We start from the raw sequence: 16,632 nt of genomic DNA, 5'->3' as shown, positions 1-16,632 counted from the left end.
CCCAGCTCTATTGGTAGCTCACAGCGCCACTGGTACGCAGCATGCCACACACCCATGGCGCCGATCCATACCCATCCCACAGCGCCGAGACATACCCACAGCACCCACCCACACCTATCCCCCATGACGCGGCCCGCAGCGCAGTCCGATGTGGCCTGCACAACAGGCGCATTTTCGCTAAGAAATTAGTCCCACCCCTGCCCCACGCCGTAGGCTTAGACGGTACATGTCCACGACTCGGATGGAGAACCTGTAATGGCTGAAAACCTTACCCCTTTGTCGACTGCGGCACCCGTCGTTCCCGACAAGGTTGGCACTGAAGGCCTGGAAAACAAGTGGGATGAGAGCTGGCGCGAGGCTGGCACCTACGATTTTGACCGCACTGCCACCCGTGAGCAGGTTTACTCCATTGATACTCCCCCGCCAACTGTGTCGGGCTCCCTGCACGTCGGCCACGTGTTCTCCTACACGCACACTGACCTGATTGCTCGCTTCCAACGCATGAAAGGCAAGTCCGTGTTCTACCCGATGGGTTGGGACGATAACGGCCTGCCCACCGAGCGTCGCGTGCAGAACTACTTTGGTGTGCGCGTGGATGCCACGCTGCCTTACGAGCCTGATTTCGTTCCCCCGCACGAGGGCGGTGACGGAAAGTCCATTAAGGCTCGCGATCAGAAGCCGATTTCGCGTCGTAACTTCGTTGAGCTCTGCGAGCGCCTGACTGTCGAGGACGAGCGCCAGTTTGAAGCCTTGTGGCGCTACCTGGGTCTGTCGGTGGACTGGAAGCAGCACTACCAGACCATTGGTGCCCGTGCCCGTAAGGTTGCTCAGGCTGCTTTCCTGCGTAACCTGGCTCGAGGTGAGGCCTACCAGGCTGAGGCTCCCGGCCTGTGGGATGTCACCTTCCAGACTGCTGTGGCTCAGGCTGAGCTTGAGTCGCGCGAGTACCCGGGTTTCTACCATCGTCTGGCTTTCCACATCACTGATGCGGCTAAGGCTGCCGAGGCTGAAGCTAAGGGCGCTCCCGTAGAAAACGGCGTGGATGTCTGCATTGAGACCACCCGCCCTGAGCTGCTCGCCGCCTGTGTGGCTCTGGTGGCCCACCCTGATGACGAGCGTTACCAGCCTCTCTTTGGCACCACGGTGACCTCGCCGATCTTTGGTGTGGAACTGCCTGTCCTCGCCCACCCGCAGGCGGAGAAGGACAAGGGCGCTGGCATTGCCATGTGCTGCACCTTCGGTGACACCACTGATATTGACTGGTGGCGTGATCTGCAGCTGCCTCTGCGTGCAATCCTGCGAAAGGATGGCCGTATTCAGACCGAGACCCCTGAGTGGATTACCGACGCCGAGGGCGTTGCTGCCTTCGAGCAGATCGCAGGTAAGACGACGTTCTCTGCCCGCGAGTGGCTGGTGGAGCGTCTGGCGGAAACTGGCGAGATGCGAGGCGAGCCGCAAAAGACCGTCCGTCAGACGAACTTCTTCGAAAAGGGCGACAAGCCTCTGGAGATCGTGACTTCTCGCCAGTGGTACATCCGCAATGGTGGCCGCGAGTGGGTCAACCCCGCTTCGAACACGAACCTCAACGATGAGCTTGTTGAGCGCGGTCGTGAGCTGGAATTCCACCCCGATTTCATGCGCGTGCGCTACGAGAACTGGGTGCGTGGTCTGAACAATGACTGGCTGATTTCTCGTCAGCGTTTCTTCGGCGTGCCTTTCCCGCTGTGGTACCGGGTCGATGAAAACGGTGACGTCAATTATGACGACATCATTACCCCCGATGAGTCTACTCTGCCCGTCGATCCGTCTTCTGACGCTGCTCCTGGCTACTCCGAGGATCAGCGCGGCGTGCCCGGCGGTTTTGTTGGCGAGCTCGACATTATGGATACCTGGGCGACCTCGTCCCTCTCCCCGCAGATTGCCTGCGGGTGGCTGGAGGATGAGGACCTCTTCGAGCGCACCTACCCCATGGATCTGCGCCCGCAGGGTCAGGACATTATCCGCACGTGGCTGTTCTCCACTGTGGTGCGCGCGAACCTGGAGTTCGGTGCTCTGCCGTGGAAGCACGCGGGTATTTCGGGCTGGATCCTGGATTCGGACCATAAGAAGATGTCGAAGTCCAAGGGCAATGTTGTCACGCCCATGGGCCTGCTGGAGCAGTACGGTTCGGACGCCGTGCGTTACTGGGCGGCGTCGGCTCGCCTGGGCTTGGATGCGGCCTTTGATGAGTCGCAGATGAAGATCGGCCGCCGCCTGGCTATTAAGGTCCTTAACGCGTCGAAGTTTGCCCTGACGATGGGTGGCGAGGGCGCTGACCTCGACCTTGATCCTTCGCATGTGACCGAGGCGCTGGATCGTTCGGTTCTGGCTGAACTGCGCGAGGTTGTGCGGATCTCTACCGAGGCTTTGGCTGCCTACGATCATGTGAAGGCCCTGGAGTCGACCGAGACCTTCTTCTGGACCTTCTGTGATGACTACCTGGAGCTCGTTAAGGAGCGCGCGTACAACCGTGAGGGTCTGTGGGATGAGGAGTCGGCTCGTTCGGCTCGCGCTGCCCTGGCGATCGTCATTAACACTGTGGTGCGCTTGCTCGCTCCCTTCCTGCCTTTCGTCACTGAAGAGGTGTGGTCGTGGTATCGCGAGGGTTCGGTGCATACCGCCGTTTGGCCGACCGTTGAGGAGCTTGCGTCTGTCGAGGGCGACGCCGAGGTGCTGCGTGGCGCGTCGGCAGCGTTGATCGTGCTGCGCCGCGTGAAGTCCGAGGCGAAGGTGTCGCCGCGTACGCCTTTCCTGGCTGTGACTGTGGCTGCTCCTGAGGCTTTGATGGAGACCTTGAAGCTGGTTGAGGCCGATCTGCGTGCCGCCACGAAGATTGAGGGTGTCATGACGGTTGAGGCTGGTGCAGCGGCTGAAGGTGAAGATGCTGCTGTGGCTGTGACTTCCTTCGAGCTGGGCGAGGCTCCGGCCCGCAAGAAGGGCTGATTGTCCCTGCATTAACTGCCTGGTGTGGCCCCTCGTGGTTGAACAACCACGAGGGGCCACACGTATCAGTGATCCCATGAGCTTTACTTCATGGGCAGGTGTATCGTTACTATTTTCCGGACTTGCTGCGTTCGTCGTTCGATACATGAAGGCTGGGAGCTTGTCATTGCATTGGAGCATGCAACGCCGGACTTTGGAGAAAAAATTCTTCCAGGGGTTTAGAGTGGACTGCGGATCGAAACGTCCCTTGAAAGGTTTGTCTGATGGTCGCCACTCGCGCACAGGACTCTTCTGCCCCTGAACCCCCCGCCAATGGCGCTTCGGACGAGGCTACCCAGCGGCGCCTGCCTCGTTTGGCAGCCGCGTTGAACAGCGTGATGGGGGTTCGCGAGGCGACCTCTAGTGGCGCCGCCTACCCTTCCCCCACGGGTTTTTCCACTGGCGAGGCGACCTTTGATACTGAAGGCCAGGGGGCTATTGAGTGGCATGCTCCTGTCATGGTCAAGACTGACTCGACCACCACCATCCCCTATCTTCTGCAGCGCCGCGTTCAACGTTCTGCTCGTCTGCCTCTCATTGAGGTCAAGCGGGGCATGGGCAATGCCTGGCATGCGATTACGGCTTCGGAGTTTTATGACGCTGTCATGGAAACGGCTGCGGGCCTGATCGGCATGGGTTTGGAGTTTGGCGACATGGTCGCCATTATGTCGCGTACCCGCTACGAGTGGACTCTGTTGGACTTCGCCTGCTGGTTTGCTGGCCTGGTGCCGGTGCCGATCTACGAGACCAGTTCCATTGACCAGATTGCTTTTATTATTCGGGATACTGGTGTGAAGGCGATGGTCACGGAGACCATCACGATGGCCGAGTTGGCGAAGGCCGCAGCTGCTAAGGCTGAGGCTGAGGTGACGATCCTGTCGTTAGATTCGGAGGCTATCCGGACGATTGTTGATGCAGGCGCTTCGGTGCCGCGCACTCAGGTCACGGCGCGCACGGCGAAGCTGACGACCGATTCCATCGCCACCATCGTGTACACCTCCGGCACGACGGGCCAGCCTAAGGGTGTGGTGTTGTCTCACGGGAATTTCACGATCATTTCGGTGAACTCTCACCAGTGGATGCCCGAGGTTGCTATGGCGAAGGGTTCACGCCTGCTGCTCTTCTTGCCTCTGGCCCATGTTTTTGCGCGTTTCCTGCAGGTGTTCCAGCTGTCAGGTAATGGCGTGCTGGGGCACACTTCTGACACCCGGAATCTGTTGGCGGACCTGGAGACTTTCCGCCCCTCCTACCTGCTGGTTGTCCCGCGCGTCCTTGAGAAGATCTACAATTCAGCTGACGCGAAGGCCTCGGCTGGCGGAAAGCAGAAGATTTTCCGGTGGGCGGCGAAGGTGGCGATCGCGTATTCGAAGGCTTCGAAGACACCGGAGGGGCCATCTCGGAAGCTTTCTTTGGCGAGGGCGGCCGCTGACCGCCTGGTGTATTCGAAGATCTACAAGCTGGTGGGCGGTAATGCGCGCTTTATTATTTCGGGTGGCGCGCCCTTGGCTGAACATCTTGCTCACTTCTATACGGGCATGGGCTTGCCGGTTTTGGAAGGTTATGGCCTGACGGAGACTGTTGGCCCGTTGTCGGTGAATACGCCGCGTCTCAATAAGATCGGCACTGTTGGCCCGCCGGTGCCGCCGGTGTCGGTGCGGATTTCGGAGGAGGGTGAGATCCTCATTAAGGGTGCCTCTGTATTCCAGGGTTACCATCATCATCCGGAGGCGACCGAGCAGGCTTTCACTGAGGATGGCTGGTTTAAGACCGGTGATCTTGGTTCCCTGGACCGTGATGGTTATCTGCGGATTACGGGCCGCGCGAAGGAAATCATTGTCACTGCTGGCGGGAAGAATGTCTCGCCTGCCTCCCTAGAGGATCCGCTGCGCAGCCATCCACTGATTAGTCAGGTCGTGGTGGTGGGTGACAGGCGTCCTTTCATTTCGGCGTTGGTGACGCTGGATTCGGAGATGCTGCCCCTGTGGCTCAAGGGCCATGGTTTGCCGCCGATGTCGGTGACGGAGGCTGCGACGGATATTGAGGTATTGGCCTCCTTGGATCGTGCGGTGGAGAAGGCGAATCAGAAGGTGTCTCGGGCGGAGTCGATTCGTGAGATTCGCGTGTTAACCACCGATTTCACTGAGGCTAATGGGTTGCTTACCCCGTCGTTGAAGGTGAAGCGTTCTGCGGTGGTGGAGCGTTTCTCGGCGGTGATTGATGAGATTTATGGTGGTCCCTTGGAGAAGGCGTCGCCTGGCGCCTGACGGAGTGTTGCTCGTTTGACGAGGGCGTCGCCGCGTTCTTTGGAGCGCGGTGAGGGGAGGTAGGGTGCCTACCTCCCCTCCGTGCTTGTGGTGGGGTTCGCGCCGCTCACAGCCGCCCGGACAGAGAATATTTCGGGTGCCCGAAAATTATGTTCCCTTACACAATGGTATCGAAGCACTATTTCCTGTATGCTAGGTGCACAATATTTCGGCATCCCGAAAAGGTGACTCATGGAGAACATCGCTGCCATCCTGCACGACGCAGGCCTACACAACCCCGCAGTCCTCGCTTACGTTGAACATTGGGCTTCCATCACACAGCCCGAGAAGATCGAGGTCGTATCAGCCAGCGATGACGAACGCCTCGTCCAAGAAGGCCTCGCCGCTGGCGAGATCTTCCCCGCAGGCGACCAGCTGTACTACTCTCGCTCCTACTTCAAGGACACAGCCCGCTCAGAAGAACGCACTGTCGTCGCCACCCACCGCCCCAGCGATAAGGGCGCGTACAACAACTGGCGTGACGCCGAGGAAGTCACCGCCCGCCAAATCGAGCGCATGCGCGGTGCATCTCAGGGGAAGACCATGTACGTTATCCCCTACCTCATGGCACCAGTCGGTTCCCCACTAGAAAAATGGGCACGCGGCGTGGAACTCACCGACAACCGCACCGTGGTCCTCCACATGATTCGCATGGCCCGAGTTGGCGTGGACTACCTCAACGACCTGGACAACCCCGAGGAGTTCGTCAAGGCCGTGCACGTCACGGGCGACCTCGAAAACCTTGGCCAAGGCACCGACGACGATCAGCGTCTCTTTGCCACCGTTGCCGACGAGCGCACGATCCTCCACTTCGGTTCCTCCTACGGCGGCAATGCCCTGCTGGGCAAGATCGCCCACGGCCTACGCCAGGCCGCCTACGATGGCTGGGATTCCCAGGAGTTCCTCTCCGAACAATTTATGCTGATCGGCATTAAGGATAAGGAAAAGGACCGGACCTACTATATCTGCGGCGGTTTCCCTTCGGCGTCAGGCAAGACCAATCTCGCCATGATGCTCCCGCCCGACGCCCTTGGGGACCGCTACGAGGTCTACTTCTACGGTGACGATATTGTGTGGCTACGCGTGGATCCACGCGACGGGCGCGTCTACGGCATGAACCCTGAGTTCGGCGCTTTTGGCGTCGCCAAGGACACCAACGAGATCTCCAACCCCACAGCCATCGAAGCGATTAAGCCCGGCTCACGCACGCTCTTTACGAATGTCGCCTACAACCCCAACACCCAGGAACTGTGGTGGGAGGGACGCACACCAGAGCATCCCGAGGATGTGACCGGTTGGCTGGATTGGAAGGGGGAGAGGATCTCTGACCGCGCCCCTGAACGGCAGCGCTCCGACGCTAAGGGCGATGAGTGGGCGCATCCCAACTCGCGTTTCACCACCGCTTTGGCCAATGTTCCCAATATCGCTCCCGACTATGAGGACCCGCAGGGCGTACCTATTGATGCCGTTATCTTTGGCGGTCGTGTGCGCGACCGTGAACCCCTTATCCGTGCAATCACAGATCTTGCCGAGGGCGTTTACGATGGCCTGACCTTGGGGGCGGAGGCAACCTTTGCCGCAGAGGGTAAGGAAGGCGTACTGCGTTACGACCCGATGTCCATGCGTCCGTTCATGTCCTACCCTGAGGGCGAATATGGGCGCCACTGGTTGCGCGTGATCGGCGCTGCCACCGAGCAGCCTGTCTTTGCCCACGTCAACTGGTTCCAGCGTGACCCTGAGGATGGGCATTTCCTCTGGCCCGGTTACCGCGATAACCTGCGAGCCCTGTTGTGGCTCATTGACTTCAAGGAGGGCCGCGCCAGCGGCACGCAGACGCCGGTGGGCGTAATCCCTACGGTGGATGAACTCAACCTTGAGGGTTTTGAGGGTTCACGTGAGGATTTGGACAAGATCTTGTCTTTCGACGCTGAGCAGTGGCTGCGTGAGTGCGCCCATCGGGAGGAGCACCTCGCCCAGTTTGAGGGGCTCCCTGAGGAGATTTGGCAGGCTCATCGTCGCGTGAGCGAGGCGGTCAAGGCGGCTGCCGAGTAGCGAACTCTGGTCGGGTGCTGTGCCGGATTGCGGCATCCGACCGGTGAGAGCCCGTTTTCTTGCGCGCGGCGAGGAGCTCTTCGCGTTGTTCCTTCTGCGCAGGGCTTTCCTTAAGTTTGGTGATTCGGATGAGCAGCCCGGACGCCAATGGCCAGGGGCGGGATGTGCATCACCCCTTCGATGCACGTCCCGCCCCTGAATGCGTGGAGCGCCGCAGCTGGCGCTTAGCAGCTTCTGGCGGGCGTTAATTGGCGTTGCGGTAGCCCTCTTTAATCGCTTCGTGGTGGCGGATCACTTCGGTGATCATGAAGCTGAGGAATTTCTCGGCGAAGTCGGGGTCCAGGCCGGATTCTTCGGCGAGGGCGCGCATGCGCACCACTTGTTGCGCCTCCCGGGCGGGGTCGGCGGGGGGTAGGTCGTGGATGGCTTTAATGTGGCCGACCTGCTGGGTGCAGCGGAATCGTTCGGCGAGCATGTGGATGAGGGCGGCGTCGATATTGTCGATGGTGGCGCGGGCCGCTTTGAGTTCGTCAGGGATTGACGAGGCTGGCGCCGTCGTCCCTTCGTTGGTGGCATCCATATGGGTGTCTCCCGAAGTTGGTTCTCTGTGAGGTGGGCGCTTAGGCGCTGCGAATGTCGGTGCGTTCGGCGTAGAGTTCGGCGTCTCCCCTGCCTTCAACGAGGTCGCGCGTGACGAGAACGCGGGCAACATCTGAGCGGCTGGGCAGCTCGAACATGAGGTCGGAGAGGGTGTTTTCCATGATGGAGGACAGCCCTCGTGCACCCGTTTGGCGTTCGTTGGCCAGGGCTGCGATGGCGAGCAGGGCTTCACGTGTGAAGTCCAGCTGCATGCCGTCAAGTTCGAAGAGGTGCTGGTACTGGCGGACCAGGCAGTTTTTCGGCTCGGTGAGGACGCGGGTGAGGTCATCCTCGGTGAGCTGTTTGGTAGCTGTGAGGACCGGCAGGCGGCCAATGAATTCGGGGATCATGCCGAACTTATGCAGGTCTTCGGGGGTGACTTGTTCGTAGACGTCGCCGATTTCGGAGGCGGACTTCAGGTCGGATCCAAAGCCTGTGGAGCGCTGGCCCAGGCGGGCTTTGACGATCTCGTCAATGCCTGCGAAGGCGCCTGCGGCGATGAAGAGAATGCCGGAGGTGTCGATCTCGAGGAATTCTTGGTGGGGGTGTTTGCGTCCGCCCTGGGGAGGAACCGAAGCGACGGTGCCTTCGATGATCTTGAGGAGGGCCTGTTGGACGCCCTCACCCGACACATCGCGGGTGATGGAGGCGTTTTCTGCCTTGCGGCCGATCTTGTCGATCTCGTCGATGTAGATAATGCCGCGTTCAGCGCGCTTGATGTCGCCGTCGGCTTCTTGGATGAGCTTGAGGAGGATGTTTTCAACGTCCTCACCGACGTAGCCGGCCTCGGTCAGGGCGGTGGCGTCCACGATGGCGAAGGGCACGTGCAGGAGGCGGGCGAGGGAGCGCGCCAGGTGGGTTTTGCCGGTGCCGGTGGGGCCAAGGAGGAGGATATTGGACTTTGTGCCCGCCATATCCTCGTCATTTCCGGCTTCGCGGGAGCGCACGCGCTTGTAGTGGTTGTAGACGGCGACGGACAGGGCGCGCTTAGCGCGTTCTTGGCCGATCACCCAGGATTCAAGGAAGGCGTATATTTCCTTGGGTTTAGGCAGGGGTGTCTGGGCGGTCTGAGGAGTGTCGGAGAGTTCCTCGTCGATGATCTCATTGCACAACTCAACGCATTCGTCGCAGATGTAGACCTTGCCGGCGCCAATGAGCTTGCGCACCTGCTTTTGGCTCTTCGTGCAAAATGAGCACTTTAAGAGCTCGTCGCTATCGACCAGGCGGCTCATCGCGGCTTCCTCCTGAGGCGTGTTATGGGCATATCTTTCCTTCCAGCCTAGGCGAGGGGGCACGTCTTCGCGCGGTGGCACGCCCTATTCTTCACCTAAATCACAATCGGATAACAGTCACTCCTTTTCTTGACATTTCTCCTTCGGGACCCCTATCCTCGACTTATTAAACGCACTTTCATAAGTCACGACAAGGTGGTCGTCATGGAGGAATCCGCAGTACACGCCGACAGGCTCGCTGACCTCAGCGCAGCCAGCCGCGCCCGCTGCATTGCCGAACTCCGCCGCGCATCCTCCCAACCCCTCCACGCCCTCGCCAGCGCCATCGGCCTCTCGCGCCCCGCACTCAAAGCCCACCTCGACACACTCATCGGCCTCGGATTCGTCACCCAAGAAGAACCCCGCATCGGACGCCAAGGCGGCCGCCCCGCCGCCACCTTCTCCCTCAACCCCGCCGGAGCCACCCTCTGCGTCCTCGACATCTCACGCCACGAGCACCGCTACCTCCTCCTCGACCTCGAAGGCACCATCCACCACGCCACCACCATCGACGCCGACGGCTCCCTCTCCCCCAGCGCCCGCAGCGCCCTCATCCTCGACCAAATCCACAACTTCCTCAACGAAGCACACACCCCCATCGAGGACATCAACTACTTCTCGGGAGCCATCGGCGGCCAAGTCGACTCCTCCGGCACCGCCCAACGCATCTGCGAACGCAACGCCCTCATCGACAACACCCTACCCGCCAACCTGCCCAGCCCCCTCATCCTCGAAAACGACCTCAAAGCCGCCGCCCACGCCGAACAACGCATCGGCGGCGCCCGAGGCCTCAACGACATCATCTACGCCCTCGTGTGGTACCAGGTCGCAGCCGGCCTCATCCTCGACGGCAAACTCCGCCGCGGCGTCCACGAACTCGCCGGCGAACTCAACCTCGTCCACTCCACCTCTGACCTTCCCACCGAACGACTCACCCAATGGGAAAGCTGGCCCGCCGTCCTCGACCTCGCCCACCAATGCGACAACGGCAACGAGGCCGCACGCACCTCCATCCGCGATTTCTGCCAGCGCGCCGCCCAGCAAATCGCCTTCCTCGCCTCAAGCACCGACCCCGAAATGATCGTCCTCGGAGGACCCCTCGTTCACCGAAGCACCGTCATTGTCAACGAGGTCATCAACGCACTGCGCAAAGAACTCCCCAACGGGCCAGCCTTTGCCACCACAGTCTCAGCACTGCCCACCTGGGGCCCCGCCCTCGGAGCAGCGCTGCGCGGACTCGAAACCTTCGAACTCCGCACCCTGGGCGCCGCATCCCAGGAGTACCACCTCCACAACGCGACCCCACTGTCCATTCCCATCCCGCCACTCTCGGAGCGCAGCACCACAGACTGCACCCCGTCTCGATGAGGAGAAACAATGAAGCAAACCTCCAAGATGACCGCCATCGCAGGCACCTGCGTACTCGCCCTCGGGCTCGCAGCCTGCTCAGGAGGAGCCGGCGACACCGCCAGCTCCGCAGCCGCCGAAGCACCCGCCGCAGACGGCACCGCCATCACCTACGTGGTTCCCACCTCGTGGGCAGGCGTACCCGCACTCAAGACCGCCGTCGAAGAATTTAATGCGGCCAACGACATTACGGTCACCCTCCAGGCAGTTCCCGACGAGAACTACAACTCCGTGGTCGGCTCCCGCCTCGCAGGCGGCACCGATATCGACATCTTCGCAGGCTCCTACACTCTGTTCGATGTTCCCAACGTGATGGTAGATCTCTCCGGCGAGGACTTCACCTCTCGCATGCCGAAGGCCTCCATCGACTCTATCACCTTCAGCGACGGCAAGATCTACTCCTACCCCTCCCCCACCCCCGGCGCCTCCTTCGGCGTGTTCTACAACAAGAAGGTCTTTGAGGCCGCAAAGATCACCACCCCCACAACTCTTGATGAACTCACAGCGGCCATGAAGAGCCTCAAGGACTCCGGCGTTGCCCCCCTCTACCTCGCAGGAAAAGACGGGTGGACCCTGCTCCAACACCGCAATGCCACCAACCCCCTGATGAATCTCAGCGGCGACACCATCGGCAAGCTCAACTCCAACTCAATCCGCTGGGATGCCATCCCCGAACTCAAAGACCAATACACCGCCCTTGCACAGTGGGCTGAAAATGGCTACCTCAACGACAACGTTCTGACCGCCACCTACGAAGAATCCCTGCAAAACCTCGTTGATGGAAAAGCCGGCATGATCATCAACGGCACCTGGGTGATCGGCGCCCTCGCTGACCTCAACGAAAGCGCAAAGGACACCATCGGATTCTTCCCCCTGCCCACCAAGGACGGCAAGACCATGCTCGGTGTCTCTGGCGCCGACGGTCTGCACATCGCAAAGAGCAGCGCAAACATTGATGCGGCAAAGAAGTTCCTCGCGTTCTTGTCCTCCAAGGAGATCGCCCAGAAGTTCATGGACGGCGCCCCCGGCATCAGCAACTTCACCGACGTCACCGTGCCCGACAGCACCCCAGTTGCGATGAAGGAAGTCAGCGAGGCAATCGCCAATGGTGAAACCACCCTCGCTATCGACAAGGTCTCGCTAGTGCCCGCACCTGAGACTGACCTCATCGCCGCCTACCAGCAGCTCGTCGCTGGAAAGATGAGCGCCGATGAGTTCCTCACCGCCGAAGCTGAAGGCATGATCGCTTCAGGTAAGGCTGCAGGCATCGAAGGATTCTGATTCCTTCGAGGGGTGGCCCACCACGCGCCACACGCGTAGTGGGCCGCCCTCGCCACGCCCTCTTTCTCTTCTCACAATGCGCTCAGGAGGACCTGTGTTTGCTTCCTCTCGCCGCCGCGCACGCATGTACCCCTCGTACTTCCTCGCACCGGCACTCATCATCTTCACCGTCTTTTACATCATCCCCGCCTTCGTCGGCCTGGGCCTGTCTCTGACCGACGCCACGCTCACGTCCTCAACGATGAAGTTCGTGGGCTTGACGAACTACTACACCCTCTTTTCCTCCACCGGCCAGTTCCTTCCCGCCGTACTCAACCAATTCCTCTTCGCCTTCCTTGTGACCATAGGAAAAACCGGGATTGGCGTCCTCTTAGCCCTCTTCATGGACCAACGTTTCATCGGACGAGACTTCCTTCGCGCACTGGTCTACGCCCCCATCATGATCTCTCTGGTGGTCGTCGGCATGGTCTTCAACTTCCTACTTGACTCCGATGGCATTGTCAATCAATTCCTTGAAGTCGTCGGACTCGGCGCAATCACTCGCCCCTGGCTCGGGGACTTCGACACCGCACTGGTAACTGTGGCAGGTATCGACGTGTGGATCGGCGTGGGCTGGACCGTCGTCATCGTCCTCGCCGCCCTCCAATCCGTCCCCCAAGACGCACTCGAAGCGGCAAAGATCGACGGCGCAGGCCCCCTGCGCACCATCTGGTCCATCAAGCTCCCCCTCGTCGCCCACGCCATTAACCTCGCACTCCTACTCACCTTCATCTCCGGCATGAAGGCCTTCGACATCATCTACGCCACCACCGGCGGCGGCCCCGGGCACGCCACCGAGGTGATCTCCACCTTCATCGCCAAGCAGCTGGTCACCGGCTCCCTGGCCCTGCCCGCAGCCGCGAGCTTCGCCCAATTCGTCCTCATCACCACCATCGCGTTTGCCATCCACTTTGTCATCCAACGCAGTCAGGCCGATGCAGAATGAGCACCATCACCCGCACTCCCTCGCGCAGCCCGCGCGCCCTCCCCTCCCTGCGACGCCTGGGCGCCACCGCCAGCAATCCCCTCGTATCCCTGGCGGTCTACCTCGTCGCCTTCCTCATTACCGCCACCTACGTCATCCCCCTCTCCCTCGTGCTCCTCACCTCCGTCAAGTCCGACCGCGAATCCAAGGTCATGGACTTTGCCCTGCCCGAACAGTGGCGCTGGGACAACTACCTGACGGTCCTATCCACCCCAGGTGTCGCCCGAGGCCTCCTCAACGGCCTCATCGTCGCCGTCGGCGTCACTTCTGTCACCGTCGTCGTCTGCGCAATGGCCGCCTACGTCATTGCCCGCTCACGCACCACCTTCACTGTGCGCGCCTACCAGTACCTCCTGGCAGGCATGATCGCCCCCTTCAGCTTCATCCCCGCCATTAAGGTCCTCCAAATCCTGGGCCTCTACGGCACCTTCACCGGGCTGATCCTCGTTGACGTTGGCATCCAGATCCCCTTCATTACCCTCATGTACGTGGGCTTCATCCAGCGCCTCCCCCGCGAGCTCGACGAGGCCGCCATCATGGACGGCGCAAGCCCCATGCGCACCTTCTTCCAGGTCATCTTGCCCCTCCTCAAGCCCGCGAGCGTCACCTGCATCGTCCTACTTGTCACCTTCGCATGGAACGAGTTCCAAAACGTCCTCTTCCTCATGCCCAACCAGGACAAGTGGACCATGCCCATGACCGTGTTCAACTTCCAGGGTCTCCACAGCTACAACTACGCCCTCGTATGCGCCAACATCGTTGTGTCAGTGATCCCGGTCCTCACCGTGTACCTCTTCGCCCAAAAGCACATCGTGTCGGGCATGGTAGCAGGAGCCGTCAAGAGCTAACCCTCCCCACACTCTGCCCCCCCCACCACCCCGCCACCACCCGAACCTCATTTGGACAAGCAACCCATGACTACGCAGCTTCCCACCAGCGCGCCCTACCAACGCACCCCCGTCCCCGAACGTTTCGCCCGCTCCGAATGGTTCCGCCACGCACGCCTGGGCATGTTCATCCACTGGGGCGTGTACTCCACGCTCGGACGAGGCGAATGGGTGCGCTCGCACGAAGAAATGAGCGCCGAGGACTACGCCCCCTGGACCCACGCTTTCAACCCCCAATCCGTCGACTTTGACGCCTGGGCCGCCCTCGCCCAAGAAGCGGGCATGGAGTACGCGGTCCTCACCGCCAAACACCACGACGGCTACTGCCTCTTCGACTCTCAACACTCAACCTTCACCTCAGCAGCAATGACCCCCAAACGGGACTTTGTCGCCGAATTCCTCGAAGCCTTCCGAAAGCGCGGCATCCGCGTGGGCCTGTACTTCACACTCATTGACTGGTCCCACCCCGACTACCCGCACTACGGTGACAGCTTCCACCCCGAACGCAATAACCCCGCTTTCGCAGGGCGCACCCATGACTTCGACCGCTACCTAGACCTCATGCACGCGCAGGTGGAAGAACTGTGCACCCGCTATGGGAAGCTTGACATCCTGTGGTTCGACTTCTCCTACGACGACCTCAACGGTGAAGCCTGGCGAGCCTCCGAACTCATGTCCATGGTTCGCCGCCACCAGCCCGACGTCATCGTCGATAACCGCCTGGAAGTGTCCGCTTCAGGCTTTGGCAGTATCGTCACGGACACGCCCTCGTCCTACTGCGGCGACTTCGTCTCTCCTGAGCAGATCGTGCCACCGGAAGGGATCCTCGCTGAGGATGGTTCCCCTGTGCCGTGGGAATCCTGCGTCACCTTGAATAACCACTGGGCGTGGCACCACAGTGACCGCGAGTACAAGTCTGGCCAAACCCTGGTGCGAAAGCTCGTTGAGGTGGTCAGCAAGGGCGGCAATCTGCTGCTCAATGTGGGCCCGGATGCTGACGGTGTCATCCCCGCAGAATCTGCGGAAGTACTGCGCTACCTTGGTCGATGGCTGTCCGCGAATGTGGCGTCGATTAAGGGCGCTGAAGGTTCGGCCCTGCCCAAACCCGAGTGGGGGCGCTGGACGCAGCGCGGTCGCCACCTGTACGCCCACGTCCTCGAACAGCCCGTTGGCCCCCTGCCCCTGCCGGGCGTCCGCGCCGAGGATATCGAGTCGGTACGTTTGCTCGCCAACGGACAGGACCTGCACCTGGCGTCCTCGTGGGTGATCGAGGCCTACCCGGACCTGACTTTCGTTGCTTTCGGGCCTGAAGGCGGCGACGATTCATTTACCTACGCACTGCCCGATGCCGATGATACTGTCGTTGAAATAACCCTGCGGAGTTGATGACCTGCGGTGATGACAACCTTTGGAGACTGGCGCTCGTGCTGCCAGCCTCCAGGGTTTTCCTGCACCCATCTAACACCCCTGGAGCCGTGACAAAGGAGAAACGCATGACAAACCACCGTTACGCGATCATTGGCTGCGGTGCCCGCGCCACCATCGGCAAACACATCCCCTCCGTTGAGCCCGGCTCCCGGATCGCGTGGGCAGTGGACACCACGGAAGCAGGACGAGGCCGAGCCCGCGAACTCTTTGGTGATATCGACGTCCTCAGTTCCGTAGAAGAACTCATCGCCCACACCGGAGGCCCCGGCAGTGGGCGTGTACGTGGTGCCATCGTCTGCACCCCGGATGATACGCACAAAGCCGTCGCGGAACTTCTCTTGCAGGCGGGTATCCCCGTCTACCTCGAAAAACCGATGTCCATATCCTTAGAGGACTCAGATGCCCTCGTTGATCTCGCGGCATCCACTGGCACACCCTTATATGTTGGGCACAATATGCGGCACATGTCGGTGATTACGCTGATGAAGCGCCTCATTGACGAGGGCGCCATTGGTCAGGTTCAGGCCGTGTGGTGCCGCCATTTTGTTGGTAATGGGGGTGACTACTACTTCAAGGACTGGCATGCGGATCGCTCACGGGCGGGCACTTTGCTACTCCAGAAGGGCGTGCATGATATTGATGTCATCCACTTCCTTGCGGGAGCGTCATCGTCTGTGGTCCAGGGAATGGGCGACCTCATGATCTATGGAGATATTGATTCTCGTCGAGACAACTCAGATATGACGATGCCCGAGTGGTTTTCTATGGATAACTGGCCGCCGCGAGCACAGCGCAACCTGAATCCCATCATCGACGTTGAAGATATTTCCATGCTGCAGATGCGTCTAGACAATGGTGTTCTCGCTTCCTACCAGCAATGTCACTTCACGCCAGACTACTGGCGTAACTACACCGTCATTGGTGATGCGGGGCGTTTAGAGAACTTTGGAGACGGTGAAGGTGGTGCCGTGCGCGTGTGGAATAGACGGCACACTTTCGCTCCTGAAGGCGATGAGGAGTACCCCATTGTCGGCGACTTGGGTGGTCATGGCGATGCCGATAAACTCACGATGGCTGAGTTTGTGTCGATCATTGCCCAGGGTGCGGCCCGTTCTGAAGCAGAACATCTTGCAAACCCGCTGGCTGCGCGTGATGCTGTTGCCACGGCAGTCATGGGGGCGCGTTCCGTTCGCAATGGCAGTATGCCTGAGCAGATTCCACCACACCGCCTCAGTGAGGCTTCACGGTAGTTGAAGGGGCATTACCAGCATGGGCTGAATTGACCTGGGAAGATGCATGGAAAGAGGGCGGCTGCACTA

At 60.5% G+C, this 16,632-nt stretch carries 11 protein-coding genes; 9 read left to right on the top strand and 2 right to left on the bottom strand.

The annotated features are described in order from the left end of the window. The first annotated feature begins 255 nt into the window (after positions 1-255). The 3 genes from valS to HWX48_RS00495 all read left to right on the top strand — a co-directional run bounded on the left by valS (position 256) and on the right by HWX48_RS00495 (position 7,376). Positions 256-2,982: a valine--tRNA ligase gene (gene valS, locus HWX48_RS00505; protein WP_175953585.1), complete on the top strand. Its 2,727-nt coding sequence runs from the start codon at positions 256-258 to the stop codon at positions 2,980-2,982. A gap of 263 nt (positions 2,983-3,245) precedes the next feature. Next, positions 3,246-5,285 carry a long-chain fatty acid--CoA ligase gene (locus tag HWX48_RS00500; protein ID WP_254872887.1) on the top strand — a complete coding sequence of 680 codons (2,040 nt, stop codon included), beginning with the start codon at positions 3,246-3,248 and terminating at the stop codon, positions 5,283-5,285. A gap of 231 nt (positions 5,286-5,516) precedes the next feature. Next, positions 5,517-7,376 (top strand): phosphoenolpyruvate carboxykinase (GTP), encoded by a 1,860-nt coding sequence (locus HWX48_RS00495; protein WP_175953583.1) that lies wholly within the window; start codon positions 5,517-5,519, stop codon positions 7,374-7,376. Positions 7,377-7,620: 244 nt separating this feature from the next. On the opposite strand, the gene HWX48_RS00490 is transcribed toward HWX48_RS00495, so the two are convergent. Together HWX48_RS00490 and clpX are read right to left on the bottom strand one after the other, a co-directional pair. Then, complete coding sequence (locus tag HWX48_RS00490; RefSeq protein ID WP_175953581.1) at positions 7,621-7,956, bottom strand: chorismate mutase; 336 nt, start codon at positions 7,954-7,956, stop codon at positions 7,621-7,623. 40 nt (positions 7,957-7,996) lie between these two features. Beyond that, complete coding sequence (gene clpX, locus HWX48_RS00485) at positions 7,997-9,247, bottom strand: ATP-dependent Clp protease ATP-binding subunit ClpX (RefSeq protein ID WP_175953579.1); 1,251 nt, start codon at positions 9,245-9,247, stop codon at positions 7,997-7,999. Positions 9,248-9,451: 204 nt separating this feature from the next. Here clpX and HWX48_RS00480 point away from each other — a divergent pair, with 204 nt between their 5' ends. The 6 genes from HWX48_RS00480 to HWX48_RS00455 all read left to right on the top strand — a co-directional run bounded on the left by HWX48_RS00480 (position 9,452) and on the right by HWX48_RS00455 (position 16,563). Beyond that, positions 9,452-10,654: an ROK family transcriptional regulator gene (locus tag HWX48_RS00480; protein ID WP_175953577.1), complete on the top strand. Its 1,203-nt coding sequence runs from the start codon at positions 9,452-9,454 to the stop codon at positions 10,652-10,654. Positions 10,655-10,663: 9 nt separating this feature from the next. Next, positions 10,664-11,974 carry an ABC transporter substrate-binding protein gene (locus tag HWX48_RS00475; RefSeq protein ID WP_175953575.1) on the top strand — a complete coding sequence of 437 codons (1,311 nt, stop codon included), beginning with the start codon at positions 10,664-10,666 and terminating at the stop codon, positions 11,972-11,974. A gap of 94 nt (positions 11,975-12,068) precedes the next feature. Next, complete coding sequence (locus HWX48_RS00470; protein WP_175953573.1) at positions 12,069-12,959, top strand: carbohydrate ABC transporter permease; 891 nt, start codon at positions 12,069-12,071, stop codon at positions 12,957-12,959. Further along, positions 12,956-13,846, top strand: coding sequence for a carbohydrate ABC transporter permease (locus HWX48_RS00465; RefSeq protein ID WP_175953571.1), 891 nt, complete (start codon positions 12,956-12,958; stop codon positions 13,844-13,846). Before HWX48_RS00470 ends, HWX48_RS00465 begins: the two co-directional genes overlap by 4 nt. Positions 13,847-13,912: 66 nt before the next feature. Continuing rightward, positions 13,913-15,271 (top strand): alpha-L-fucosidase, encoded by a 1,359-nt coding sequence (locus tag HWX48_RS00460; RefSeq protein WP_175953569.1) that lies wholly within the window; start codon positions 13,913-13,915, stop codon positions 15,269-15,271. A gap of 107 nt (positions 15,272-15,378) precedes the next feature. Beyond that, positions 15,379-16,563, top strand: a complete 1,185-nt coding sequence (locus HWX48_RS00455; protein ID WP_175953567.1) for a Gfo/Idh/MocA family protein — start codon at positions 15,379-15,381, stop codon at positions 16,561-16,563. Positions 16,564-16,632: the final 69 nt, after the last annotated feature.

The organism is Schaalia sp. Marseille-Q2122, from assembly GCF_903645355.1.
In the GTDB taxonomy this organism is placed as follows: domain Bacteria; phylum Actinomycetota; class Actinomycetes; order Actinomycetales; family Actinomycetaceae; genus Pauljensenia.
Note: the sequence above shows the minus strand (reverse complement) of the source record. Positions and strands in the feature narration are given on the sequence as shown.

Excerpts from the sequence above, each read along its gene's own strand:
- valS (WP_175953585.1), top strand. The coding sequence starts at position 256 with ATGGCTGAAAACCTTACCCCTTTGTCGACTGCGGCACCCGTCGTTCCC.
- HWX48_RS00480 (WP_175953577.1), top strand. The coding sequence starts at position 9,452 with ATGGAGGAATCCGCAGTACACGCCGACAGGCTCGCTGACCTCAGCGCA.
- HWX48_RS00455 (WP_175953567.1), top strand. The coding sequence starts at position 15,379 with ATGACAAACCACCGTTACGCGATCATTGGCTGCGGTGCCCGCGCCACC.
- HWX48_RS00495 (WP_175953583.1), top strand. The coding sequence starts at position 5,517 with ATGGAGAACATCGCTGCCATCCTGCACGACGCAGGCCTACACAACCCC.
- HWX48_RS00465 (WP_175953571.1), top strand. The coding sequence starts at position 12,956 with ATGAGCACCATCACCCGCACTCCCTCGCGCAGCCCGCGCGCCCTCCCC.
- clpX (WP_175953579.1), bottom strand. The coding sequence starts at position 9,247 with ATGAGCCGCCTGGTCGATAGCGACGAGCTCTTAAAGTGCTCATTTTGC.
- HWX48_RS00460 (WP_175953569.1), top strand. The coding sequence starts at position 13,913 with ATGACTACGCAGCTTCCCACCAGCGCGCCCTACCAACGCACCCCCGTC.
- HWX48_RS00475 (WP_175953575.1), top strand. The coding sequence starts at position 10,664 with ATGAAGCAAACCTCCAAGATGACCGCCATCGCAGGCACCTGCGTACTC.
- HWX48_RS00490 (WP_175953581.1), bottom strand. The coding sequence starts at position 7,956 with ATGGATGCCACCAACGAAGGGACGACGGCGCCAGCCTCGTCAATCCCT.
- HWX48_RS00500 (WP_254872887.1), top strand. The coding sequence starts at position 3,246 with ATGGTCGCCACTCGCGCACAGGACTCTTCTGCCCCTGAACCCCCCGCC.